Raw genomic sequence first — 24,495 nt, forward strand, 5'->3', positions numbered from 1 at the left:
GAAAATCATCCACTTTGCCCCGTGTCGCCGTATGGGGTGAGTAAGTTGGCGTCGGAGAAGTACCTGGACTTCTACCGCGAAGAGTATGGCATCCCCTACGTGTCGCTGCGCTACGCAAACGTGTACGGACCGCGTCAGAATCCGGCTGGAGAAGCAGGTGTCGTTGCGATTTTTATTGAGCAGATGCTGAAGGGAGAGACGCCGACGATTTACGGCGATGGCACGCAGACGCGCGATTACATCTACATCGACGATGTGGTTGCGATGAACCGTGCGGTGATGGAGTATGAAGGCACACGTATTTTCAACGTGGGTACAGGTGAAGAAACCAGCCTAAACACGATCTTCGCAGCCATTCAGAAGCATACAGATCCGAGCATTGATAACGCGTATGGACCCGCACAGCCCGGCGAGCAGATGCGCAGCGTGCTTGATATTTCGCGGGCACAAGATGAACTCGGATGGACACCGACGACCGACATGGATTACGGGATTGGGAAGACCGTGGAATGGTTTGAGTCGCAACTGGCCTCGCCCGAAGTGTAGTACCCGTTATTGCAATTTAAGATTTGCAATGAGCTTGGTAGTCGCTGGAAACACGTTCAGCAGCGATTTTCACTTGCGGCACCGCTCCCACGTCAGGTTATCCCATGACTTGATCCGAGCTCCATGCTGAGGGTGAGCAGCACAGCGTGCAAACTGGCACTCTCGTCCACCCAAAGGCCAGCCGCCAGCCGTGCACGGCCCATGCCGTCTCCTGGATCCTGGATCGCGTTCGCAAGCTCACTTGTCCAGGATGACATTCCGGGGGCAAGGCGAAACCCCCACACCCAGTCATCCTGAACTTACCTGACCTTGACCCCGATCAAGGGATTCAGGATCCATTTACGAAGGGCCACTCAAGCTGACAAACCCGGCCCGCTATGGGGTCACGGGGGCACGCGGTTGGTTTACTATGAGGTGTACGATGACATCCACACGGATCCACACGGCGATTGAGCGAGGAAAGCAACTGAAAGGTTGGCGACGTGCCTAAAAGATTCAACCCTAAAAGATTCAACCCTAAAAGATTCAACCCTAAAAGATTCAACTGATTGAGACGGAAAAACCGACGTGGGAGGATCTGTACACGCTGATCTAAGGCAATGCTAACTTTGTGGGGCTGGTGCCTTTTATGGATTTTGGGTTGCGCTTGTATACTTTTTGTCCAAGACAACGCTTGAAGGAGGGCTACCCCACACCTCGTCATTCCAGACGGAGCGAAGCGGAGATCTGGAATCCATGCTACGGTGGACAACCAGGTCGCTGAATCGGCATTGCCGTCTACCTCAAAGGCCAGCCGCCAGCCGTGCACGGCCCATGCCGTCTCCTGGATCCTGGATCGCGTTCGCAAGCTCACTTGTCCAGGATGACATTCCGGGGGCAAGGCGAAACCCCCACACCCAGTCACCCTGAACTTGCCTGCCCTTGACCCCGATCAAGGGATTCAGGATCCACATCCTGCGGAGGAACAGCAAAGCTCACAAACTGGCACGCCCGTCCGCTCGAAAGCTTGTTGCCAGACATGCGGGCCGTGTGATGTCTCCTGGGTTGCCCAGGGGGCGAGGAATCCCGTCCTCACAAGTCAGACGAAAGACTTGCTGGAGCTGATAACGAAACGAGCAGGAGGCGAACAATTACGGTGCTCCGAGAATAGCAGATCACCCATGTCGTGCGCTTGATGCTGCCGTACAACGCACATAATCCGTTATTGCAAAATAAAAAATGTATCAGGTCGAACTTCAGCAATTTGAGGGTCCGCTCGATCTCCTGCTTTTCTTCATCAAGCGGGATGAAATTGACATCTACAACATTCCCATCGCCCAGATCACAGATGAGTACCTGACGTATGTGCGCGTGCTCGAAGAGATTGATCTGGATGGCGTCGCCGATTTTATCTACATGGCTGCGCTGCTGATTAACATTAAAGCGCAAATGCTCCTTCCAAGTCCCAACGAGAATGAGGACGGCGAGGAGGTCGACCCGCGACGCGAACTTGTGGAGCGACTGCTGGAGTACGTGCGCTTTAAGGAAGGGGCTGATCAGCTGGCTGTGCGACGCGAGAAGCGAAACCGGCATGCCACGCGAGGCGATGCCTCGCCCGTGCGCGAGCAGTACGAGCAGCACCCTGCCAAAGCGGTAGATCATACTGTATACGACCTGATGGATGCGCTGGCCCACATGCTGCACGAGCCTCCCGAAGACAAAGATCCGACCCATGAAGTGGCCCCGCTGGAGTACTCCGTTGACGAGCAGCAGCGCTACGTAATGGATCGCCTGCGTCATGCGCGCGAACTGTCGTTTCGGTCGGTCATTCGAGAGCGCTCGAAGCCGTTTATCATTGCCACCTTCCTGGCGGTGCTCGAACTGGCGCGTCAGCACCATCTGCGCATCCACATAAACGAGTCGCGAACCAATTTTGCACTCCGCTGGCAAGACAATGCCTCCAACGGGGTAGATTCCACCGTGCCGCAGGCTTCGTAGTCTGAGTTGGCTACGGGGCGGAGCTCCAACCTGTCGCATCCCCCTGCACCCACCCATTGTACGCTGCATGACAAACTCCGACCCCGCACTTGGTTTTGGCGTGAGTCCGCGTCTTCTGAAGGCGACTGAGGCGCTGCTGTTTGCCGCCGATGATCCCATTGGGGCAGAGCGCATCGCCGAGATTGTAACGGAGGTAACGGGCGAAACCAAGGTCGATGCCGAGCGCGTGGAGACGGTCATCGAGGCGCTGCAGGAGGCGTACAACACTAACGAACGCGCCTTCGAAATTGTGGCATGGGCAGGTGGATACCGCATGGTGACCCGCGAAGAAGTGGCGCCCTTCGTAAAAGCGATGGTGCAAGACGAACAGCGGCAGTCGCTCTCGCGCTCGCTGCTGGAAACGGTAGCTGTGGTCGCGTACAAACAGCCGGTTACGCGTCCAGAGGTGGATTTCGTGCGTGGCGTGAACTCCGATTATGCGCTTCGTAAGCTCATGGAGCTGGAGCTGGTGGACGTGAAAGGACGCAGCGAATCGCTTGGGCGTCCGCTCTTGTACGGCACGACCCCCGAGTTTCTGGAGCAGTTCGGGCTCAACACGCTCGACGATCTGCCCACCATCCGCGAGGTGGAGGAGTTGCTCGACGATCCGAACTTTGATGACGAGCGGGCACAGCTCCTTCAGCTGAAGACCGAAGAGGCCGCCGATGCGCTTGGCGATGCGATGCCTGACAGCTTGCAGAAGATTGCTGAGGCTGAAGCGAATGATGCCGACGCCGCTCCCTCTGAAGATGAGCCAAACCCATCAGAACAGAGTGACACCTCTGTATCCTCCCAATAACAACCTGATAGCAAACCGCTTATGAGCACGCCAACGGTGCCTGAAGACGGCATGCGCATCAACAAGTACCTGAGCCGTGCGGGCGTGTGTTCGCGGCGCAAGGCCGATACGCTGGTGGAGGCGCGGCGCGTTGCCATCAACGGAGACGTCGTCACCGCCCACGGCACGCAGGTGCATCCGGGCGATACGGTGGCGGTGGATGGTGAGCCAGTAGGATTGCAAGAGAAAGAGTATCTGGTGCTCAACAAGCCTGCCGGATGCATCACGACCGTGAGCGATGACCGCGGACGCCAAACCGTCATGGATGTGATTGGACGCGGCGATGCGAATCCGGCAGGGCTGGCCCCTGTGGGACGCCTGGATCGCGAGACGACGGGTGTGCTGCTTCTCACGAACGATGGCGACCTGGCTCATCGGCTGATGCATCCGCGTTACGAGATCGACAAGATCTACTTTGTAGAGACGAGGCATCCCGTTAAGCCGCACCAGCTCGACCAGTTGCGACGCGGGGTAGACATTGGCGATGATCGTCCCGCTCGTGCCGCAGATGCCGCGTATGTACAGCCTCCGAAGAAAGACTGGATCGCCCTGAAGCTGCACGAAGGGCGCAACCGTCAGATTCGCCGTATGTGCGATGCGCTGGGGCACCGCGTGCAATCGCTCGACCGCGTGCAATTTGGAGGGATTACCCTGCACGGGCTGGAACGCGGCGCCGTGCGATCGCTTACCGAACAAGAAATAGCTGACCTCCGGAACCGTGTATCCTGACCCCGCCATGATGACTTCTGCTGCGAAAACGGCTTCCTCGCTCAATGACGCGCTCCAACGCAAAATACGCGCTGAAGGGCTCACCTACGACGACGTACTGCTGGTTCCGCGCCGGTCGAGCGTGATGCCGCGCACGGTATCGACCGCCTCGCGCGTAACGAAGGACATCTCGCTGAACGTCCCGGTTCTGTCGTCGGCTATGGATACGGTGACGGAGGCCGATATGGCAATTGCTCTGGCGCGCGAAGGCGGGGTGGGCGTGCTTCACAAAAACATGTCGATTGAGGATCAGGCAGCAGAAGTGCGCCGCGTGAAGCGCTCTGAGAGCGGCATGATCCTGGATCCGATTACGATTTCGCCGCATGACACGGTAGGCGATGCGCGCAGTATGATGGCGCACTACTCTATTGGTGGCATTCCTGTCATCAACGACGAGCGCAAGCTGGTGGGTATCGTCACGAACCGCGACGTGCGGTTTGAGCTCGAAAACGAGAAGCCCATCCACGAGATGATGACTTCGGAGGGCCTCGTTACGGCCTCGGTCGGTACCACACTCGACGAAGCGGTGCAGATTCTGCAGACGCACAAGATTGAGAAGCTCCCCGTCATTGACGACGACGGCTACCTGAAGGGGCTCATTACGTTCAAAGACATCCGCAAGCGCCGTAAGCATCCCGATGCCTGCAAGGATGAGCATGGACGCCTGCGCGTGGGAGCGGCTGTGGGCGTAACGCCTGATGTGCTCGACCGTGTGTCGGCGCTCGTTGAGGTGGGGGTGGACTTCATCACGGTCGATACGGCGCATGGGCATTCCGAAGGCGTGCTCGAAACCGTAGCCGAGGTAAGCAACCACTTTGGTGATCAGGTGCAGATCATGGCAGGCAATGTGGCTACTGCCCAGGGCACCCGCGACCTGATCGAAGCCGGTGCGCACGCCGTTAAAGTGGGGATTGGCCCCGGATCCATCTGTACTACGCGTGTGGTGGCAGGCGTGGGCGTTCCACAGCTTACCGCGGTGCTCGAATGTGCCGAGGCCGCTTCGGAGTACGATGTGCCCGTAGTTGCCGACGGCGGTATCAAACAGACCGGCGACATCGCCAAAGCGCTTGCTGCGGGCGCGGGGACGGTCATGATCGGGAGTCTGTTTGCCAGCGTGGAAGAGAGTCCCGGTGAAACCATTATCTACGAAGGACGCAAGTACAAGAGCTACCGCGGCATGGGCTCAGTTGGAGCCATGCAGGCCGGAAGCAAAGACCGCTACTTTCAGGACGCGGAAGACAACCTCAAGAAGCTCGTGCCTGAAGGCATCGAAGGCCGCGTGCCGTACAGCGGAACGCTCGCCGAAGTGATCCACCAGATGGTAGGCGGACTCCGTGCTGCGATGGGCTACTGCGGATGCGCTACCGTTCCTGATCTCTACGAAAACGCTCAGTTCACCCGCATCACTGCCGCCGGCATGCGTGAAAGCCACCCGCACGACGTAGAGATCACGCAAGAATCGCCGAACTACTACTCGGGGCGCCATAAGTCGGCGTAATCAAGCTGTTGCTCCACCGCGATTCCATCCCGCTGTATCACTTATTCTCGTCCCCTCTATGCCCACAACCACCGTCGCCGCTACGCACGACCTGCTTCGTGGCATTGCTCGCGATCATGATACCGATGCACTGGTCCTTACGGCACTGCCGGACATCCGGTGGGCCTGCAGCTTTACCGGATCGAACGGACTCCTCATTGCGCGTCCCGATCGGCTTATCTTTCTTTCGGATGGCCGCTACACCGAGCAAGCTGGACGTGAAGTGCAAAATGCAGAGGTTCACACGCCGGGGTACAACCTCTGGGAGTACGTCGAAGAAGAGGGTCTGCTCGACGATGTGGATTCAGTCCTCGTGCAGGCCGATAAGGTGACGGTGAAAACGCTGCACGGATGGCGTGAGCGCTTTCCAGAGATCACGTGGGAAGAGGGCAGCGGGCTGCTTACCGAGCATCGTGGATCAAAGTCGGAGGCCGAGGTCGAGAGACTGCGTGCCGCTCAAGAGATTACCGATACCGTATTTGCAGAGCTCTGCGACTGGATTGAGCCCGGCATGACCGAGCGCGAGGTGGGGGCCGAGATTGTGTATCGTCACCTGCGCCACGGGGCCGATACTATGTCGTTCGATCCGATCGTGGCATCTGGACCGAATGGGGCGCTCCCGCATGCGCGCCCGTCCGATTGCGTGCTGCGTGAGGGCGAGCTCGTTGTCATCGATATGGGCTGCTTTCTGAACGGCTATGCCTCAGACATGACGCGCACCATTGCACTGGGCGAGCCGTCGGAGGAAGCCCGGCGTGTGTACAACATCGTACTGGAAGCACAAGAGTCTGCCCTTCAGTCCGCTCGCAGCGGCATCACCGGAACGGATATCGACGATGTGGCGCGTAATATCATCAAAGAGGCCGGCTACGACGAGTACTTTGGGCATGGACTGGGCCACGGCGTGGGACTCGAAATCCACGAATGGCCGCGCCTCTCGTATCACGTAACGCACGACCTACCCGACGGCGCTGCGGTTACGGTGGAGCCGGGCATCTATCTACCCGAAAAGTTTGGGGTGCGTATTGAAGACATTATCATCCTGCATCCCGACGGCCACGAAAACCTGACGCAGAGCCCCAAAACGCTCCAGGTCATCACGTAGCGGGCAAGGGGATGCGGAAGCTGTCTGCATTATGAAGAAGAAACGCATCCCCAACAGGCAGCGTAGGCATTGTGGATTCATTGTCAACCAACCCGCACGGTCCTATGCCTGATCTGACGCTGAAAGACATCCCTGAATCTGTCTACAAACGGCTCAAAGAGCGCGCCGAGGATAACCATCGCCCGCTCGAACAGGAGGCGACGCAGATTTTGGAAGCGGCTCTCATAGACCGCAGTGCCGAAGACGTCATTGCCCGCGCCGAAGCGCTCAACCGGCGGCTGGGGCGTACCTTTCCGGACATCGTCAACGAAGCCAAGCGAAAGGGGCGCGCATGATCGTAGTCGATAACGACGTTTTAAGCTACTTCTGGATCGCAATTAGCAACCGATCGGAGTCCGCCCGACGTGTTCGAGCACACGACGAAAACTGGATTGCACCACGTATCTGGCGCTCCGAGTTTCGAAACGTGTTGCGAAGCTACATCCTGGGAGATTACATGACGCTGGCTGAAGCCCAGTCCATTGCGCGCGAAGCGGAGGCCGACCTTGCCCGATCTACGTTTGGCGTGGATACGGATCTGGTGCTCCAGCTGGCCGCAGCGTCGGGCCACTCGGCGTACGACTGCGAGTATGTTGCGCTTGCCCAAACCCGTGACCTCCCGCTTGTAACTGGCGATAAGCAACTGGCGGCTCGCTTCCCCAACACCGCGCACCTCCTCGAATCCTTTGCTGCGCAGTAACTGCGCATTGTTTCCCATCTTGCACTGCTGGTATGGCCCGACGATTGTTCGCTGCATGGACCTATCTGCTTCTCTTTAGCATCCTGTGGAGCGTAGGGAGTGAAGACGCCACAGCGCAGGCACAGCCCGCCGCAAATACCGAGACCGAGACGACCGAACTGATTGTCCGGCTGGAGGACAACGCCCCGTCTTCGCTCCGACAGGCGCTTGAGACGCCCGATGCCGAGCGCCCGGCTGCCGTTGCGCCGCTCTTTGCCAATGTAGAAGCCACCCGCCCTGCATTTCCAGAATGGGAATCTCAACAGATGGACGGTGCCCCTTCGTGGCCCGTGTATCTGGTGTCCGTGTCCGATGCCGAAACCCTCGCATCTGTACAGCAAACCTGGGCGGATCAGCCAGGCGTGCGCTACGCAGAGCCGAATGATTTCTTTGAGCTGAACATACTGCGCGAATACGAAACGCTGCCGGGTGACTTGCCCATCTCGCTCGACCCCGACACGATTGATTCGCAACTCGACCACCTCGACGTGATCCGTGCGCGCGAGGCTCACACCATCACCCGGGGCGATCCGTCGGTTACGATGGGGGTTATCGACTCGGGCATCTTTTACACGCATCCCGACCTCGAAAACCAGGTGTGGGTGAATCGCGCCGAGGATGTGGCCAACGCCGGGACCTTCGTGCCCGCCAACCGCCAGGGCACCGACGAAGACGGCAACGGCTGGGTGGATGATGTGATTGGCTACAGCTTCGTGGATCGCCCAGAGTTTCCCGAACCGGGCCGGTACGGTCCCCGCGACCCCGATCCGCGTCCCGACTCGCTCCGTGATCCAAGTCGGCATGGCACCACCGTGGCGGGTGTGCTGGGCGCGCAGGAAGATAATAACTCCGGTATGAAAGGCGTTGCGCCCGAAGCACGCATCGCCGCGCTCCGTGCCTTTGGCGGCGACGGACGAGGCCGCACGCGCGACATTGCGGCGGCGATTATTTATGGGGCCGATATGGGCATGGATGTGCTCAACATGTCATTCGGACGCGATCGCGCATCCCCGCTGCTGCACGAAGCCATCCAGTACGCCAACGAGCAGGGCACCGTCACGGTCGCCTCTGCTGGAAACACCGCCGGAGACGACCCCCACTATCCATCCGACTATCCGGAAGTCATATCGACCATTTGGCTGGCTGAAGACGGCGAGGGGCTCCCCTCATTCAGCACCAGCTCGTACGGCATTGGCGCCGACATTGGCGCGCCGGGCACCGACGTGTTCACGACCGATTACCCGCGCACCTCGCCCGAAAACGAGATTACCCCCGCCAACCTGTACGGCGAGTCCAGCGGCTCCTCGTTCTCCGCACCGCAGGTCACCGGCGCTGTGGCCCTGCTCCGCTCGCTCGCCCCGGATCTAAGCCCCAGTGATATCCGCTCTATCCTCACCAGTACTACCGCTGATATTGGACTGCCCGGGTGGGATAATCGCACCGCCGCCGGTCGCCTCGATGTCTACGAAGCGCTGAAGCGCGCCCTTCCAGGAGATACGCAGATCACGTCGCCAGAGCATGATAGGGGCTGGGATGCTGACCAAATTGCTGTTATTGGAAGTTCTATGCATCCCAAACATGAATCGTACGAACTCAGCTACACCCAGGGTACATCCGACATCGACGATGCCACCTGGACGACCATCCAAGAGCCTGTATCTGGACGCGTACTCGATGATACGCTTGCCACGTGGTCTGTTGCCAATCTGGAGGAGGGAAGCTACACGCTGCGCCTCGTTACGAATCTCACTGACGGACTCACCGTCGAAGACCGGCGGCGCGTGCGTATCCAGCGCACCCCGCCCACGCTCACCGTTCACGCGCTGGAGCCCGGACTCGTGGACAGCGCCTTCGGCATCATCGCCGATGTGGAATCCAACCAGCGCACTCGAATCACGCTCGATGTAACCCACGAAGGCGGCTCTGATACCGTGCAGAGCGAGTTTCAGCGCCGACGGCATGGCGTTTCGTGGACCGATACGCAGGGCACGGGGGGCACAGCCACCATCCGCCTCACCGCCACCAACGATGCCGGGCTCGAAACAACGTCCGACACTACGCTCACGATCCCCGAACGGCGGTTTCAGTCGCAGCTCCTGGAGCGCAACGCCACCTCGGTCCCGCGTGGCTACCTGCTCCCCAAACTCGTTGATTTTGATGCAGATACACTGCCCGAACTCCTCCTGAATCCGCTCAACCGCCAGGGAGGCATCAGCGATTCGCTCTACCTGTACGAGTGGACCGGCGAGGACTTCATGCGGGGCGATTCGCTACGGGCCAACGTCATTCCGCGTGATGTGGCCGATACCAATGCATCGGGCACGCCCGAACTGCTCACGCAGGTGGCGTCGGCCACGCTGCTGCTGGAGCAGGGCGACGGCGAGTGGCTGCCCAAAACCGAGGCGTTCATCGACACCACAGGCAGTGGCGATCCTCCTTTTATTGGAAGCCGACTGGTGGATCTCCAAGAGCGCGGTTCATCGCAGATCGTTGGGCATACGCGCTCGGTGTGGAAAGGCCTTCGTCACGATGGCTCGTCGTACATTCCAGCATTTGAGCTCGGGCCCCGCGATGTCTTCTCCATTCCAGACACGCTTGACCTGGAAAGCATCATCGGGCCCGCCCGCGCCGCCTCAGGCGACTATACCGGCAATGGACGCGCCAATCTGCTGGTGGGCGACCAATATGGGCATCTCATTATGTACGAAACTCCGTCCGGCCAAGATGCCCCGCAGCCCATCTGGTCGCACGCCTCGAACCGATTTGGGGCGGGGCAGCGCTTCGGCACGGGCGATGTAACCGGCGATGGCGTGGATAACTTCATCACGTTCACGCAGCACTACCCGCTTGAACTGCCCAACGGCACGCGCATGCCACCACGGAGCACCTACACCGTATGGGAGCGCGACGGCCCCGACGACTTCACTCCGGCCTATCGGCTGCCCATTGCGGGCGATCCCGGGGGCACGGGCTCCATTACCACCGCCAACCTGACCGGCGACGACCGCGATGAGGTCATCATTGCGCACACACCGTATCTTATCGTGCTGCGCAATCACCCAAGCCGCGGGTGGGAGGTCGCCTACATCGATGACCGCGCCGGGGGCGAGTCGGTCGTCAGCCCCGCCATGGTCGCGGGCGATGTCTCCGGCAACGGGCGACCTGATGTGTTCGTCTCTACACAGCAAGACCATCTCGTCCGGTACACCGTGCAGGACAATGCCCTGGCGGTGCCGCCGCCCCAGTGGCGCGAAGCCACCGCGCTCGGTGCAGATGAAGTACAGCTCCGCTGGGAGGCACCGGGGGCAGACTCGGTTGGTGTGTTCCAACGCCTCGACGGCGACGCGTTCACCTTGCGTACCACGCAGCAAGACTCCAGCCGCTCAATTTCGGCAAGCGAACCCGCCGAATACGCCCTGCGTGCGTGGAGCAACGGCACCGCCTCACCCTTGAGTTCGCCCCGACGCGTTGTGCCGCGCGCCCCTGCCACCGTGACCGACGTCTCGTATCCCGCCTCCAACCAGGTGCGCCTTCAGTTTGACACGCAGATCAGCGAAGCAACGCGCGCCGAGCAGTTCACCTATGAAGGTGCCACCGCCCGCCGTGTGATAGGCACTGCCAACTACGAAGCCCTCATCGTAACGCTTCCGCCCGACGTGCCACGCACGGGCACCCTAACATGGAGCAATGTGCGCGATGCCCTCAACCTGCTCGTCGGCCAGACCGAACAGGATCTCACGCTTCCCGAACGGTCGGATGCCCCGTTTTTCATGACCGAATGGGACCGCAGTGCCCGGCAGCAAGTGACGCTGCACTTTAACAATCCGGTAGATGAAGAGCGCGCCACCAACATAAACGGATACCGTGTTACGCCACCCGGCGAAGTAACTGACGCCCGCGTCGCATCCGACGATCCTACACAAGTAGAGCTCGACATTGACGGCGTGGCTATTGGGGCAAGCGGATCCATCATCACGCTCCAACTCGACGACCTTATCAGCGCCGACGGACGTAGTCTCGCTCCCGAAAGCCGCGCGGTGCAGCTTACCGGCCCCGCCGATGACCTCGACGATGTGTACGTCTACCCCAACCCGATGCGCGCGGCGGATCACGACCCACATGTTACTGTCGCAGGGCTGCCCACCGAGGCGACCCTCCGCATCATCAGCGTAGACGGGCGCCGCGTGCGTACGTTACACACCGACCACGCTCCCGAAGGCGGGCTGGAATGGGACCTGCGGGATGAATCGGGGCAACGCGTGCCCACTGGCGTCTATTACATACGCGTCGAATCGCCCGGCGAATCCCCCGTCACGAAAAAAGCAGCCATTATCTGGTAGATGAAGAAGTCTCTCGCTTCCACGCACGACCGGATGCTGCTTGCTGGCGTGCTTGGAGGCGCAGCCCTGCTCCCGTGGTTTGCGGCTGCTCCGTCGCGCTGGCCGGGCCTGGTTGCCGGAAGCATACTCGTATCCGCCGGACTCGTGGTGCTTTGGCGGGCGGATGCGATAACAATGCCGCTCGTACTGGGTGGAGCTGTGGTGCTTCGGCTTGCGTATCTGCCGCTGGAGCCCGTGCTGAGCGATGACATCTACCGCTACCTGTGGGATGCGCGTGTCTTTTTGGATGCCGGACTCAATCCCTACGCACATCCCCCAAACGCCGACATTTTGCGTCCGTGGCGCGACGAGTGGCTGTATCCGGCTCTCAATTCGGCGTCCTATCACAGCGTCTACCCGCCGCTTTCGCAGCTCACCTTTGCCCTTGCCTATGTGCTGGGGGGCGGTGCGACCTGGACGAGCTACTATGTGCTCAAGGCGCTGCTCGTCGCGGCTGAGCTGGGCGGACTCTGGGCGCTGCGCCGTCATGTAGAGGCGCGGCATCTGGTGCTGTACGCATGGCATCCCCTTGCGATGCTCGAAATTGCAGGGCAGGGGCACACCGAGGCACTCGCGGTCGGCGGCATTGCTCTGGCTGTGGCCGCGATCCAGCAGCAGCGCTGGCACGTAGCGGCTGTGGGTATTGCCGGGGCCGGACTCGCCAAGCTCTATCCGTGGATCGGGGCCGCATGGTTGATCCGACGAGCTGGGTGGCGCGTGTTTTTCACTGGAACCGCTATCGTAGTTGGATGCAGCGCATGGTTCTGGTATCCCGCTTTGCTTGCCGACATGGGGCAGTCGCTGCGGCTTTACGTCCAGCTTTTCGAGTTCAACGCGGGGCCGTACCTCGCAGCCAAAGAACTTTTGCGCGCCCTAACCGGAACTGACTGGAGCAAAACGCTGGGTCCGCTCTTCGGCGCAGCCACTGTGCTGGGGCTGCTTGCTGTTATCTGGTGGGATGTGAAGCGGCACCTGTCGTTTCGGGTATTTGTTCTCGGCACTGTGGGGATCTACCTGGCGCTGGCTACAACCGTGCATCCGTGGTACCTCGTCGTTATTGGGGTGGTGGCCGTGCTGCATCCTGTAAGTCGCTGGGCCTGGATGTGGATGGCCACCTTCAGCATCGGCACGTACCTGTTTTATATCGACGGACCGTACTGGGTGTGGGTCATCCTCGGTTGGGGCGGGGCTGCGGTGCTTCTGCTTATTGGACTGATGCGTCATGCCACGCTCACAGGCTGGCGCGCCCGGCAGAAAGCCCGCGTGTTCGACGCTCCCCTCCGTATGCTCCCCACGCATGCGGATGATGACCCGCCCACCGTACTCGACCTTGGATGCGGCGAGGGAGCTATGGGAAAGCATGTGGCCCGCACGTACGGATGCGACGTCACCCTCACCGACCTCGACGCGGGCGTGCCTCGCAGCACAGCCCTTCCGTTCCAACCGTGCACGCCGACTACGCTTCCCTTCGATGACAACACCTTCGATGCGGCGTTCCTCGTGTTCGTGCTCCATCATGCCGACGACCCCGAAGCCGTGATGCAAGAGGCACTGCGCGTGAGCCGACATCGCGTGCTGGTGCTGGAGTCGGTTGCGTATCATCCCGTGCAGCGCCGCCTGCTGGGCTGGACTGACGCTGCCGTGAATGCAATTCGCTCAGGTGGCGGCATGGCACCTCCGCATCCCGAAACCTACCGCCCAACAGCTGAGTGGGCCAGATGGATGCAGGAGCAGGGCGCTCGCGTTGTGGAAACGCGCACCGTAGACGGCTGGCTTCATCCGTGGGCCGTGCTGGTCGTGGAGCCGACCCAGCGCGAAAGGGCCTCTTCGTCAACGGCATCCGGGTGACGCCACACGTAGTCGTCGTATCGACGAAACCACGTGAGCTGGCGCTTGGCATAGCGGCGCGTGTTGCGCTTCATGAGGCGTACCATCTCGTCGTAATCGTAGGCTCCTTGCAGATGCTGAATCGGCTCGCGGTATCCAATCGTGCTCAGCGGCGGTTCGTCAAGCGCGGCGGGGCCGTCTATCACCGCGCGGACTTCATCCAGGAGCCCCGCATCAAGCATCTCATCTACACGTTGATTGATGCGATCATAAAGGCGCTGCCGGTCGCGGTTGAGCACGACCGTTTTGTATGTAAACGGCGGCTCGGGCTGGTTTTCGTAGAAGGAGGTAAGCGTGCGTCCGGTGCCGTGATACACTTCCAGGGCCCGCATCACGCGGTGTGTTTTGGTGGGATCGGCCTTCGCCGCCTGCTTAGGGTCGATGGATTCGAGTTCGCTGTAGAGCGCGTGCTTGCCCTCGCGCTCCAGTCGTGCTTCAAGCTCTTCGCGCACGGCATCGTCCACATCGGGGATGTCGGCCAGCCCTTCTTGCAGCGCGTGGATGTAGAGCGTAGAGCCCCCCACAACAATGGGCACCCGGCCCCGCGCCCGAATCTGCCGGATGCGGGCGTTGGCGTCGTCGGCAAAGGCACCTGCCGAGTAGGGGCCGTCAGCCAGCGACCGTTCGTTGATGAAGTGATGCGGCACCGCGCCTTGCTCGTCGGGCGTAGGGGTTGCCGTGCCAATGTTCAGCTCCTCGTAGATCTGGCGGCTATCCACCGAGATGATTTCCGCATCCCACCGCTTCGCCAGCGATAGGCTCAGCGCCGTTTTCCCCACAGCTGTGGGGCCTACAATACAGAGAAAAGGGCCAGGCTTCGGGTTGGGCATAGACGGGGAGCGGATGAGGAATACAACACATTCGTTATCTGCACGCTCAATCTAAAAGCTTGTTCGTGTGGCAGCGAGGTGCTCCCCCAAGGTGTTTGCTCCAGAAAGAGTGTTTGTCAGAGAGATCTATCTTTTGAAATGTAGTCTGTACCGTTCGTGCAGAGGCTTCCGAGTTGTTTTCAGAGACAGGTGCTTTAAACCTGAGATGCAACGCGACTCAACGGCCTTTCGTATGGACAGTCGATAGCCATTAGAGTACGTCCGATTGGGCTCTTTACGTCAGTATCTGATCTGTCCTTCGACTATGCCTATAAACGCCAACAAGCCGCATCTCTGGAAAGATGATATCGCACGATCTGTAGACTTCTACAACGACTGGTTCATGGAATTTGCCCCCAAGGCTTATCAGGATCAGCGTGAACAGCAAGCCGATCTGGTTGAAGAGACGATGTCGCGCACAGATGACTTGCGCGATATAACTCCTCAGTTTCTGATTGAGCACCCTCGTTCTGTCCAACCGCCTCGAATGGAAAAAGAACACCTTCATGACCAGCTTGAGCGTGTTTGTGAAGTCCTGCAAGAGATGATTGATCGGGATATCTGTCCCTGGTTGCAATCAGACGCAGAGCCGAGCCAGAGAGAGAAACGGCGAGCTGCCAGTGTGTTTGCCGATCGTCTTTGCGGTATGGCAGCAGATCCCATCATCAGGAATGCTCAAGAGCGCGAGCAGCAAGAAGCTATTCGTGACTGGCTTGCAGTTCGAGGATATAGAGAAGTCAAATCATCGACCCTTGACGACGTTCGAGAAATGAAGCCCGGAGTATTTACATTTGGGTGTACTGTGAAAGTCCCTTCGGGCGATGGAGTACGAAATCTTCCAATCGATTGCATTATTCAGCCTCACCGTGCAGTAGTTGGTGCTACACCCATCTTCATTGAGATGAAGTCGGCTGGTGATTACACAAATCCAAACAAGCGACAAAAGGAAGAAGCACAGAAAGCTCGACAGCTCCGGGATGAATTTGGGGAAGACGTTGACTTTGTTCTCTTCCTCAGGGGTTATTTCAACTCGCAGTATCTTGGCTATGAGGCCGCTGAAAATATAGACTGGGTATGGGAGCATCGAATTGAGGATTTGTCGCATCTTGAGTTAGACAAGCCAGACAGCGACGCCTCTGGCGGAATCGTGAAGGAGCCTATTTCTCCTCCTTCTGATGGCGGCGGTGCCCCTCACATTTCCCCCAAAGAACAAGAACGCCTTGCCCTTCAAGATGAGCTGGATGCAGAAAAGAGCAAATCAGCACGCAACAAACTGGGGCAGTTTGCTACTCCCACAGTACTGGCTCGGGACATTGTACGGTGTGCTAAACAGTACATGGGAGCGAGCACGGTAGATATGCTGGATCCGGCCTTTGGAACAGGCGCGTTCTTCGCAGCTGCTCGTGCGGTGTTTGGTCCCGACACAATACAGCGATGCCAAGGCTTTGAAATAGATCCCCACTATGCAACCCCGACGCGCCATCTTTGGGACGAATCGCAGCTCACGTTAGAAACTGCCGACTTTACAGACGTCGCGCCTCCCAAGAACGACCGTGAACGGTTTGATCTGGTGGTTGCTAATCCTCCGTATGTGCGGCATTACCATATCGCATCCAACACGAAAAAACGATTGCAGCAGCATGTGCTTCGCTCGTTGGAGACAAAACCAAGTGGCTTATCGGGGCTGTACACGTACTTCGTTTATCTGGCTGATGCCTGGATGCGTGCCGGTGGCATTGGTGCGTGGCTTATTCCCAGTGAGTTTATGTACGTGAACTATGGCAAGACGCTGCGGACGTATCTGACCAACACGGTTTCTCTTCTCCGTGTTCATCGTTTTGACCCTCAAGAAGTGCAATTCTCAGATGCCCTTGTCTCGTCTGCCGTGGTGATCTTTCGTAAGACCCCACCAGCCGAGGAGCAATCTGCGCTCTTCACATACGGGGGGGACATGAATGAGCCGACGCGTGCACGCGAGGTGCCCAATCAAGAATTAAGCACACGCCGAAAGTGGAGCAGCCTCTACAAAAAGCCAACACCCAACCCCAACGATGCCTCCACGACGATCCGAGTCGGCGACCTTTTCTCTACGAAGCGAGGCATTGCTACAGGTGCAAATGCGTTTTTTATCCTGTCTCCGGATGAAGCCGCATGCCGCAACATTCCCGATCAGTTTCTAAAACCGATACTTCCAAGTCCAAGGTACCTTGAGCACGATGTGGTTGAATCGGAGGATGGGTACCGTCCAGATATTGAGAAGGAGCAATTTCTCTTGTCGTGCACCCTCAGCGAAGATGAGGTGCAAGATACCTACCCTTCGCTTTGGGCATACCTGCAAGAAGGCAAGGAAGAGGGGATTCATGAGCGCTATCTGTGCAGTCGGCGCTCGCCCTGGTACAGTCAAGAGTTGCGAGATCCTGCTCCTATTCTTGTCTCCTACATGGGTAGAGCCTCCAATGGCACCACACCATTTCGGTTTATCCTTAATCGCTCGGAAGCAATAGCTGCTAATGCCTATCTGAACCTGTATCCGTCTGCCAATCTCAAAAGGCACCTCCAAAACAACCCCGACCTTATCCATTCAATCTGGAAGGCGCTGAAAGCAATTGCACCTGCCGATTTGATTGCTGAAGGGCGCACGTATGGCGGCGGATTACATAAAATGGAGCCCAGCGAACTCAAGAACGCCCCCCTCCGGATTGATGACATACCGGGCTTAACGCATGAGTCTGCCGTACAGGCCGAGTTGTTCTGAAGTGGACCCGTGGAAAGCAATCGGTCTGTGGCAGACCGTAAGGACGGCCCAGTTTTCAGACACAGCATCAGGCAGACACGCGCGGTTCGCTCGGTTGTTCGTCCGTGGGAACGCCATCCGTGGGGATGCGGAGCTCGGGGCGTGGCCCCACAGGCACGGAGTCTCCGGTAGAGGGCAGGCCGCCATCCTCGGAGCCCCCGAACCCGTCGTCGGGGTCGATGCCTTCGGGATACTGGCTGTGGATGTGGAGCATGACGACCAGCCCAACAATACACGAAAGGACGAAGAGCACTTCAAGGAAGAGCATAGCGCAACAGGATGCAAGAGCGTGTTAGCGTTCACCCTTGCATCATATTCATGGCAGGGCGATACGTTTCACGACGAAGGCCTCTTTATGCCTACCGGGCGGGTGTTTGCTGGCTTGAGACGGCCTCATCGGAGAAGAACGCTGGTGCGCTATCCAAAAAGAGCAAAATGCCTTTTACGACCATGAGGTTTGTTACGAGAAAGAAGGTGGCCTCCTCCACAGGCAGTCCGAACGGCTCGACGCCCACGGTATGTTGGGGAGAGATCGTCCAAATACCGTTGTGGATTGCAATGGCATCGGCTACCCAGAGGTATACGGTGGGGATGCCGACGGTTACGAGCATGGTGCGCCGATACTGCCAGAGCTGGGGGCCGTCGTACAACCATAGAAATGACAGAATGGGCCCAGCCCACCCGATAATGAGCCCCATGTACAAAAGTGCATCAATGCCGGACACAATCATCCACCAGCCGAGTCCCGACACTGCAAGCCAGAACCCGCTACCGATCCATCGGGGAGCTTCAATGCGCGCGTTGGTTTCGCTGGTACGCGACAGGTAGTGGTACAGAAAGAGCCCCGTTAGGATAGGCTGTAGAATGAAGAAGGCATACTCCTCAACCGGTACGTATCCGATGGTAGCCAGTACGCGGTTTTCACCATACCACCAGATTTCGTTGGCTACAAGGTAGTTATCCCACGGTGTCGTATACGTGAAGGCAATCACACAAAGCAGTGGGAGGGCCCACAGCCCGCGTTTCCCGCCAACACCAGCCAGCGGACGAGGTATTGTAGCCGCCATCAGCAGGATGGGCGGGATCGTAAAAATGAGATGGAAGGCCAGGTAGGAAAGCGTCATAGCAGCGGGAATAGAACAGCGGTTATATGCGATGGCGGTCAAGGTCGCGCAGGAGCACGCGGGCAGCGTTACGTCCCGAAGCGCCCATAATACCGCCTCCCGGATGCGTGCTGGCACCCGTAAGGTAGAGCCCGTCAAGCGGAGCTTTGTACTGTGACCAGCCCATGGCTGGGCGGTTACCAAACATTTGGTCGATGCTCATTTCAACGTGCATCACGTTGCCACGAAAGAGCCCAAGGTGTTTTTCGAGCCAGGCCGGATGCTGAAAGAGCTGTCCGACAATGTGATCGCGTATGCCTGGAGCATACGTCTCAAACGTGTCAATGAGCCGGTTGGCGACATCGTCGGCAATATCATTCCACGACTGCCCGTTGGCCAGCTCGTAGGGGAAGTACTGTCCCCAAAGCCAGAGTACCTCGTGGCCCTCTGGCGCAAGGGTGGGGTCAGCGGCACTAAACGTCATAGCCACCAGTGGCGGATCGGACGAGGGCTGCCCGCCCAGGTATTCGCCGTAAGCGCGGTGCAACTGCTCGGGCGAGCGGCACAGCAGTTGCAGCCCGGTACGCGCTTTTACGCCCGGATCGGCGGTGTACGACACGGGCTCGTCGAGCGCCAGGCGGAGCATAGCGCCGAAGCCGTTGCCCACGCGCACCTGTTTGGCAAAGTCGCGGGGCTGGTGCTCCTCGGGTAGAAGCCGCGTGGCTGTCTCTAAGATGTGCGTGCCAGAGAGCACCGCGCGTGCTGTGGCCTCGCCCTTTGTGCTGCGGATGCCAATCGCACTGCCGGTTTCCACCAAGATGTCGCTAACCTCCGCATCCGTAAACACCGATCCGCCATGATGCTCGATGTGCCGACGCAGCGCCTGGGTGAGCATGCCGGAGCCGCCGCGTGGGCGCGCCACACCGCCTTCGTGGTACAGCGGGTGCCACAATACGAACGGACCCGTCATGGGCTCGGTGGGGGGCGGACCCGATTGTGCGGCCATCCACGAGAGCATGGCCCGCATTTCGGGACGGTCGAAGTACTCACCAACAACATGCCCGTACGGACGCATGATGGTGCGGAGTTCATCTTGCCATTCCAGTTTCGACGACTCGCCAAATATCAGGCTCTTGCCGAGCTGAAACGGACTTGGGGAGCGCAAGAACATGTCACGCATGGTGTTCGCAAAGCCCGACCAGTCGTCAATGAAGCGGCGGTAGTTGTCGCCTTCTCCGGGAAACGTCTCGTTCAGGTGATGCACGGTCTCGTCCACATCGCGGTGGATGTATACCGGCGTATCCTCGAACGGCGCAAAGAAGAGCGGGTCCAGGTCGATGTAGTCGAGCCCGAAGCGCTCCAGCTCTAACTCTTCGACAATGGGAGTTAGGCGGATAAGAATGTGTGCGCTTCCACCTAAATCAAACTGATATCCGGGCACGATTTCTTTGGTTGATACCGCACCGCCCACAATATCACGTCGCTCAAACACGCCAACGGTGTATCCGGCCTGAGCCAGATAGGCACTACACACCAGTGCGTTATGTCCGGCTCCAATTACAATAACGTCAAAATCCACGGGTACATACTTTTGTATTGAGAGACACTCCCCGATTACACAACGGGTTACTTCAGAATATGCGGATTAGCAGACTGGAATAGAAGCCCAAGATGTTCGTATTCTGACAAAGCAGCGAAACCGAAGCGGTTGGCTTCGCGTGTTTATGCCCCCGGTTGTCAACAGACCATGAACAACCGCTGCACCTGCTATCTCTTTCCATTGACTCGATGGCTGGCATGAACTGGATTTCGCAAGTACTCGGCTTCTTTGTTGCGTTTGGTCCGGTGCTGGTCCTGATTGCGCTGTGGCATCTCATTTGGAGCGACAATTCAGGCTCTGGGGGGGGCGGCGGCGGTACGCCCCGTCATGATCCGCCACCGTCTGGTCCTACCCATGGATACGACCGTGCACCGGTTGAGCAAGAAGTAGCGCGCGATTCCGTCGCCAAGCACGCTGCCGATCAGCAGTGGCATTTAAACTGACGGCTCTTCGTGCCTCCTTCCGCTCAGGAAACTGTAGTATATGACGCAATGGATTGACATATCGCAGCCGCTACATGCCGACGTGGCCGCCTGGCCGGGCGATGTACCGCTTTCGCAGCGCCCGACCCTATCGATTCACGACGGTGACGCTGTTAACTGCTCGGCCATTCGCATGAGCACGCACCTTGGTACCCACGCCGATGCCCCGTATCATGTGGACTCCGCTGGGGCCACCACCAGCCAGTGGGCGCTTGACGTGTTCTTAGGACCGGCAGAGGTCGTTGCGATCCCGCCCGAAGCTGATGCCATCTGCCCCGAGCATATTGATACCACAACTGCTCCCCGCCTGCTCTTCAAGACGGTGAGCAGTCAACACTCAGCTACACGCTGGAACGAAACCTTTCCCGCCGTCTCGGCAGAAGCAGTTTCGTGGATGCATGCTCACGGTGTGTGCCTGATCGGTACGGATGCTCCCTCGGTCGATCCCGCCAATAGCACTGCACTAACGGCCCACCACGCCCTGAACGATGCCCAGATTGTTAATCTCGAAAATCTGCGTCTCGGTGCTGTAGCAGCAGGGCGCTATACGCTCATGGCGCTTCCCCTACGTCTTACCGGAAGCGATGCGGCTCCTGTCCGCGCAGTGCTGCACCCGAATCCCGCACTACTTGCCTCCTGATATATACTTCTTGCACCGAGTCATGTAAAAACCGAGTCATGTAAAAACTGTGCGTGTGGCTTGCGACACAGTACAGTCCTTGATTACGTTATTATCCTTCTGTGATGGTACCCAACGCGCCTTCTGGGTGCGTCCTTCTCGTTGATTTTGTTGAACTTTTCCGGACGCGGTTATGGATACTTTTGATCGTGCAACCCTGCGTGCACTCGCCGAACACAACAGCGACGTGTGCATCAGCCTATTTATGGAAACGATGCGCAACGAATCCGACTGGTCGCAAAACACCATTCGGTACAAGAACCTGCTCAACCAGGCCCGCGACGCAATGCGCGAGCAGGACTACCGCGATGACCAAATCGAAACGATTCTGACCCCGGCCCGCGCACTTGCCGACGATACGACGTTCTGGCGCCAGGTGAGCGACGGCGTCGCGTTCTTTCTTACGCCCGATACCCTACAGACCTACCGGCTTCCGCTCCAGTTCAGTGAAATGGTAACGGTAAGCGATCATTTTCACCTGAAACCGCTCTTCCCGCTGCTTGCATCGAACAACCGCTTCTTTGTGCTCGCGCTAAGCCAAAACAACGTCAAGCTGATGCAGGGCACGCACCAGTCTATTGGAGAGATGGATGCACGAGCGGTACCCAGCAGCTTGCAAGATGCATCGCCCGGCGTAGAAGACGATGCCGAGCGCGAAATCCAAAACCGGACAGCCAACCGCACTCCTGATGGCCGGACCGACCAGATGTACCACGGCCACCCGCACGACTCCGACGATAACAGCCGTACGGTCAAGCCCGAGCTTCAGCAGTTCTTTCGCTCGGTTGATGAGGGCATCATGGAATACCTCGGCGACGAAGAGGCTCCGCTGGTAGTAGCAGGGGTCTCGGAGTATCTGCCGATGTACCGCAACGTTAACAGCTACTCGCACCTGGTGGAAAACGATGTTGTGGCGGGGAACCCAGACGATCTGCGTCCTGCCGAGCTTCACGCAAAAGCCTGGGCTGTTGTTGAACCCATCTTTGAGCAGACGCAGCAGGAGGCCCTTGATGCGTTCGATCAGCACTATCACCAGAATGGCAATCTGGCCTCGGGTGATTTCCATGAGATCGTCCCGGCATCTGCATATGGACGCGTCGATACGCTCTTCGTACCTGTTGGCGAGCACCGGTGGGGGCGCTTCGACCCAACAACGAATACGGTTGAACTGCATGATGACCGAGAGCCTGGCGACTACGACCTGTTGAACTACGCGGCCGTACATGCTCACCTGAATGGTGCAACCGTCTACGCACTCCGCCCCGAAAACATGCCCAACGGCCAGTTTGTCGCTGCTACCTTCCGGTATCCTGCAGACGTTACGGCAACTGAAGAAGGATAACTGATTTCCGGGCCTTCCATCCAGATTTCAGCTTCACCCGCGAGCGCGGCTGCTTCGCTACAGAGGCAGTCGCGTTTTCTGTTTGGCGGATGCAAATGACCTCGCCGCTGCATACCAGGTATGCCTCCACGAATTCAGATCACCACTTTGAGACCATAGCAGAAATTGGCAGCTTCAGTTTGACGTCGAATCCCTAACTCGTTCTCAGAATGCGTTGTGCTATACATGTATCTGCCGTTGAACGTGCAGAAGCGTGTTTATGCCCTTACACGGTCATCCCAGACGGATGCCGACGGCTGTCGGCAGACGATCTGGGATCCATTCCCCAATGGATAGATGCGTGCGAGACGTGCAGGCAGTCTTCAACCGGCGAATGGATTACTTCGTGCGTACCACAGGCATGACCTTCGGCCCTCGCTTCGCTCGGCTCCGGATCAGCGGCGCCCTGCTGAATTCCTGCCTAGTGAAACAAATCCGAAGGATTTCCTGCATAGCAGGGTTTCACTGGGTCTTCCTTTCAAGCTGGGTGGGCAGTTGCCTTTTATTGTTACCGCGCACCGCGTGGGAACAACCCCCTGATATTTCTCGTCAAACGCATGTTGTAAATTAATAAGTCAACAGGGCCAGACAAAAAATGCTTTAATACCAGGTGTGGTTTCAGGGATAAGCTCAGGCTGTCAGTGCTTCAGATACAGATGCAGGTATTTTACCGATTCAGGAGTTATCGGAGCAAAAAACTTTCTGCGGTCCGACCCTGGCAAAGAGGTCAGTCCAGGCATTCGCCAAGAGGAGACTTGACAGTATTCCCTCCCTGGTGTAATAAGATTGAATACAATTGTGGCCGAAGAAAGGGGGTAGAAGCCATGAGAAGCACACTCACCATCAGCATTCCAGAAGATGTCCGTCAGGAACTCGACAGGACGTCGCAGGAAGACGGCGTTTATCGGAGCGTGATTGTCCAGCAATCGCTGCGTGACTACCTGTTCCTGAGACGATTCAGGGACCTGCGAGGCAGAATGGTCCAGAAAGCAGCCGAACGAGGGGTCTTCACTGACGAAGACGTATTCGAGAATGTCTCTTGAAGCTTGTCATCGACACCAACGTCCTCATTGCCGCCTTCATAGCTCGCGGCACCTGCCATGAACTGCTGGAGCACTGCGCTCTCAGACACACCATACTCATTTCAGACTTCATCCTCAACGAGTTCAAGACCAAACTGGTATCGAAGTTCGGGTTCACGGCCGAAGAGGCTGCGGCCGCTACCGCGCTTGTCCGCACCCGCGCGGTTCTGCATTCACCGGAACCGCTGTCTGAGCGAGTCTGCCGTGACCGCGATGACGACAAGGTATTGGCGCTAGCCGTAGCAACTTCAGCAAACTGTATCGTTACTGGTGACAAGGACCTACTCGATCTTGCAGAATACCGAGGGTTGCCTATCGTTGCTCCTGGACAGTTCTGGCAGTTCGACAGCTACATGCGATAGAAAACTTTTTGCCACGCATCTGGCAGTGTACGACCTCAGCTTATAAGCCCAATTTGTATGCAGGTAGGAAATAGAAATGGCACTCACATCTTCAAACAAGCGCAAGAATAACTGGAAACCTATTGAAAACAGACTTAACCATACACAGCCTGGATCATGACGTGCGTTACTGCGCACAGCTCTGACTGATTATTATTACCAAGCCATAACGGCTATCAGTCCGCACAACTAAACATACCTTAAGGTTTACTTCTGGCCATTTGGGAAAGAAAATGCCCGAACGGGAAAT

At 58.1% G+C, this 24,495-nt stretch carries 19 protein-coding genes; 15 read left to right on the forward strand and 4 right to left on the reverse strand.

The features are described 5' to 3' along the window. From R6U20_RS00360 to R6U20_RS00405, 10 genes are all read left to right on the forward strand, one after another. Positions 1 to 546 (forward strand): NAD-dependent epimerase/dehydratase family protein (locus tag R6U20_RS00360; RefSeq protein WP_410335884.1); only part of this gene is annotated, 546 nt, incomplete at its 5' end. Positions 547 to 1,764: 1,218 nt separating this feature from the next. Then, the gene (locus R6U20_RS00365) at positions 1,765 to 2,523 is read left to right on the forward strand and encodes a segregation and condensation protein A (RefSeq protein ID WP_410335885.1); all 759 of its coding nucleotides are present in this window, start codon (positions 1,765 to 1,767) and stop codon (positions 2,521 to 2,523) included. 67 nt (positions 2,524 to 2,590) lie between these two features. After that, a complete protein-coding gene (gene scpB, locus R6U20_RS00370; RefSeq protein WP_410335886.1) occupies positions 2,591 to 3,361 on the forward strand; it encodes an SMC-Scp complex subunit ScpB in 771 nt (256 codons plus the stop codon). Between the two features lie 21 nt (positions 3,362 to 3,382). Next, complete coding sequence (locus tag R6U20_RS00375) at positions 3,383 to 4,129, forward strand: pseudouridine synthase (protein WP_410335887.1); 747 nt, start codon at positions 3,383 to 3,385, stop codon at positions 4,127 to 4,129. A gap of 7 nt (positions 4,130 to 4,136) precedes the next feature. Then, positions 4,137 to 5,666: an IMP dehydrogenase gene (gene guaB, locus R6U20_RS00380; RefSeq protein ID WP_410335888.1), complete on the forward strand. Its 1,530-nt coding sequence runs from the start codon at positions 4,137 to 4,139 to the stop codon at positions 5,664 to 5,666. Positions 5,667 to 5,724: 58 nt separating this feature from the next. After that, positions 5,725 to 6,810 carry a M24 family metallopeptidase gene (locus R6U20_RS00385; protein WP_410335889.1) on the forward strand — a complete coding sequence of 362 codons (1,086 nt, stop codon included), beginning with the start codon at positions 5,725 to 5,727 and terminating at the stop codon, positions 6,808 to 6,810. A 104-nt stretch (positions 6,811 to 6,914) separates the two neighbouring features. Then, entirely contained in the window at positions 6,915 to 7,145 is a 231-nt protein-coding gene (locus R6U20_RS00390) for a FitA-like ribbon-helix-helix domain-containing protein (protein ID WP_410335890.1), read from the forward strand. Further along, entirely contained in the window at positions 7,142 to 7,549 is a 408-nt protein-coding gene (locus tag R6U20_RS00395) for a type II toxin-antitoxin system VapC family toxin (RefSeq protein WP_410335891.1), read from the forward strand. Before R6U20_RS00390 ends, R6U20_RS00395 begins: the two co-directional genes overlap by 4 nt. A 32-nt stretch (positions 7,550 to 7,581) precedes the next feature. Then, positions 7,582 to 11,928, forward strand: coding sequence for a S8 family serine peptidase (locus R6U20_RS00400; RefSeq protein ID WP_410335892.1), 4,347 nt, complete (start codon positions 7,582 to 7,584; stop codon positions 11,926 to 11,928). Beyond that, positions 11,929 to 13,815 carry a methyltransferase domain-containing protein gene (locus R6U20_RS00405; protein ID WP_410335893.1) on the forward strand — a complete coding sequence of 629 codons (1,887 nt, stop codon included), beginning with the start codon at positions 11,929 to 11,931 and terminating at the stop codon, positions 13,813 to 13,815. Here the strand turns inward: R6U20_RS00405 and miaA are convergent. Beyond that, complete coding sequence (gene miaA / locus R6U20_RS00410; RefSeq protein WP_410335894.1) at positions 13,743 to 14,684, reverse strand: tRNA (adenosine(37)-N6)-dimethylallyltransferase MiaA; 942 nt, start codon at positions 14,682 to 14,684, stop codon at positions 13,743 to 13,745. The genes R6U20_RS00405 and miaA overlap by 73 nt on opposite strands. A 304-nt stretch (positions 14,685 to 14,988) precedes the next feature. Between miaA and R6U20_RS00415 the strand changes: the two genes are divergently transcribed. After that, on the forward strand, positions 14,989 to 17,478 hold the full coding sequence (locus R6U20_RS00415) for a XamI family restriction endonuclease (protein ID WP_410335895.1): 2,490 nt from the start codon (positions 14,989 to 14,991) through the stop codon (positions 17,476 to 17,478). A gap of 67 nt (positions 17,479 to 17,545) precedes the next feature. Here R6U20_RS00415 and R6U20_RS00420 read toward each other — a convergent pair whose 3' ends face one another. From R6U20_RS00420 to R6U20_RS00430, 3 genes are all read right to left on the reverse strand, one after another. After that, positions 17,546 to 17,785 (reverse strand): hypothetical protein, encoded by a 240-nt coding sequence (locus R6U20_RS00420; RefSeq protein ID WP_410335896.1) that lies wholly within the window; start codon positions 17,783 to 17,785, stop codon positions 17,546 to 17,548. A gap of 91 nt (positions 17,786 to 17,876) precedes the next feature. After that, positions 17,877 to 18,641 (reverse strand): lycopene cyclase domain-containing protein, encoded by a 765-nt coding sequence (locus tag R6U20_RS00425; RefSeq protein ID WP_410335897.1) that lies wholly within the window; start codon positions 18,639 to 18,641, stop codon positions 17,877 to 17,879. A 22-nt stretch (positions 18,642 to 18,663) separates the two neighbouring features. Next, a complete protein-coding gene (locus R6U20_RS00430) occupies positions 18,664 to 20,199 on the reverse strand; it encodes a phytoene desaturase family protein (protein ID WP_410335898.1) in 1,536 nt (511 codons plus the stop codon). A gap of 218 nt (positions 20,200 to 20,417) precedes the next feature. Between R6U20_RS00430 and R6U20_RS00435 the strand changes: the two genes are divergently transcribed. From R6U20_RS00435 to R6U20_RS00450, 4 genes are all read left to right on the forward strand, one after another. Beyond that, entirely contained in the window at positions 20,418 to 20,663 is a 246-nt protein-coding gene (locus R6U20_RS00435; protein WP_410335899.1) for a hypothetical protein, read from the forward strand. 40 nt (positions 20,664 to 20,703) lie between these two features. After that, positions 20,704 to 21,342: a cyclase family protein gene (locus R6U20_RS00440; RefSeq protein ID WP_410335900.1), complete on the forward strand. Its 639-nt coding sequence runs from the start codon at positions 20,704 to 20,706 to the stop codon at positions 21,340 to 21,342. 172 nt (positions 21,343 to 21,514) lie between these two features. After that, entirely contained in the window at positions 21,515 to 22,723 is a 1,209-nt protein-coding gene (locus tag R6U20_RS00445) for a hypothetical protein (RefSeq protein ID WP_410335901.1), read from the forward strand. Between the two features lie 1,078 nt (positions 22,724 to 23,801). Continuing rightward, the gene (locus R6U20_RS00450; protein ID WP_410335902.1) at positions 23,802 to 24,206 is read left to right on the forward strand and encodes a putative toxin-antitoxin system toxin component, PIN family; all 405 of its coding nucleotides are present in this window, start codon (positions 23,802 to 23,804) and stop codon (positions 24,204 to 24,206) included. Positions 24,207 to 24,495: the final 289 nt, after the last annotated feature.

It is taken from the genome of Longimonas sp., from assembly GCF_046498435.1.
Lineage (GTDB): Bacteria > Bacteroidota > Rhodothermia > Rhodothermales > Salinibacteraceae > Longimonas.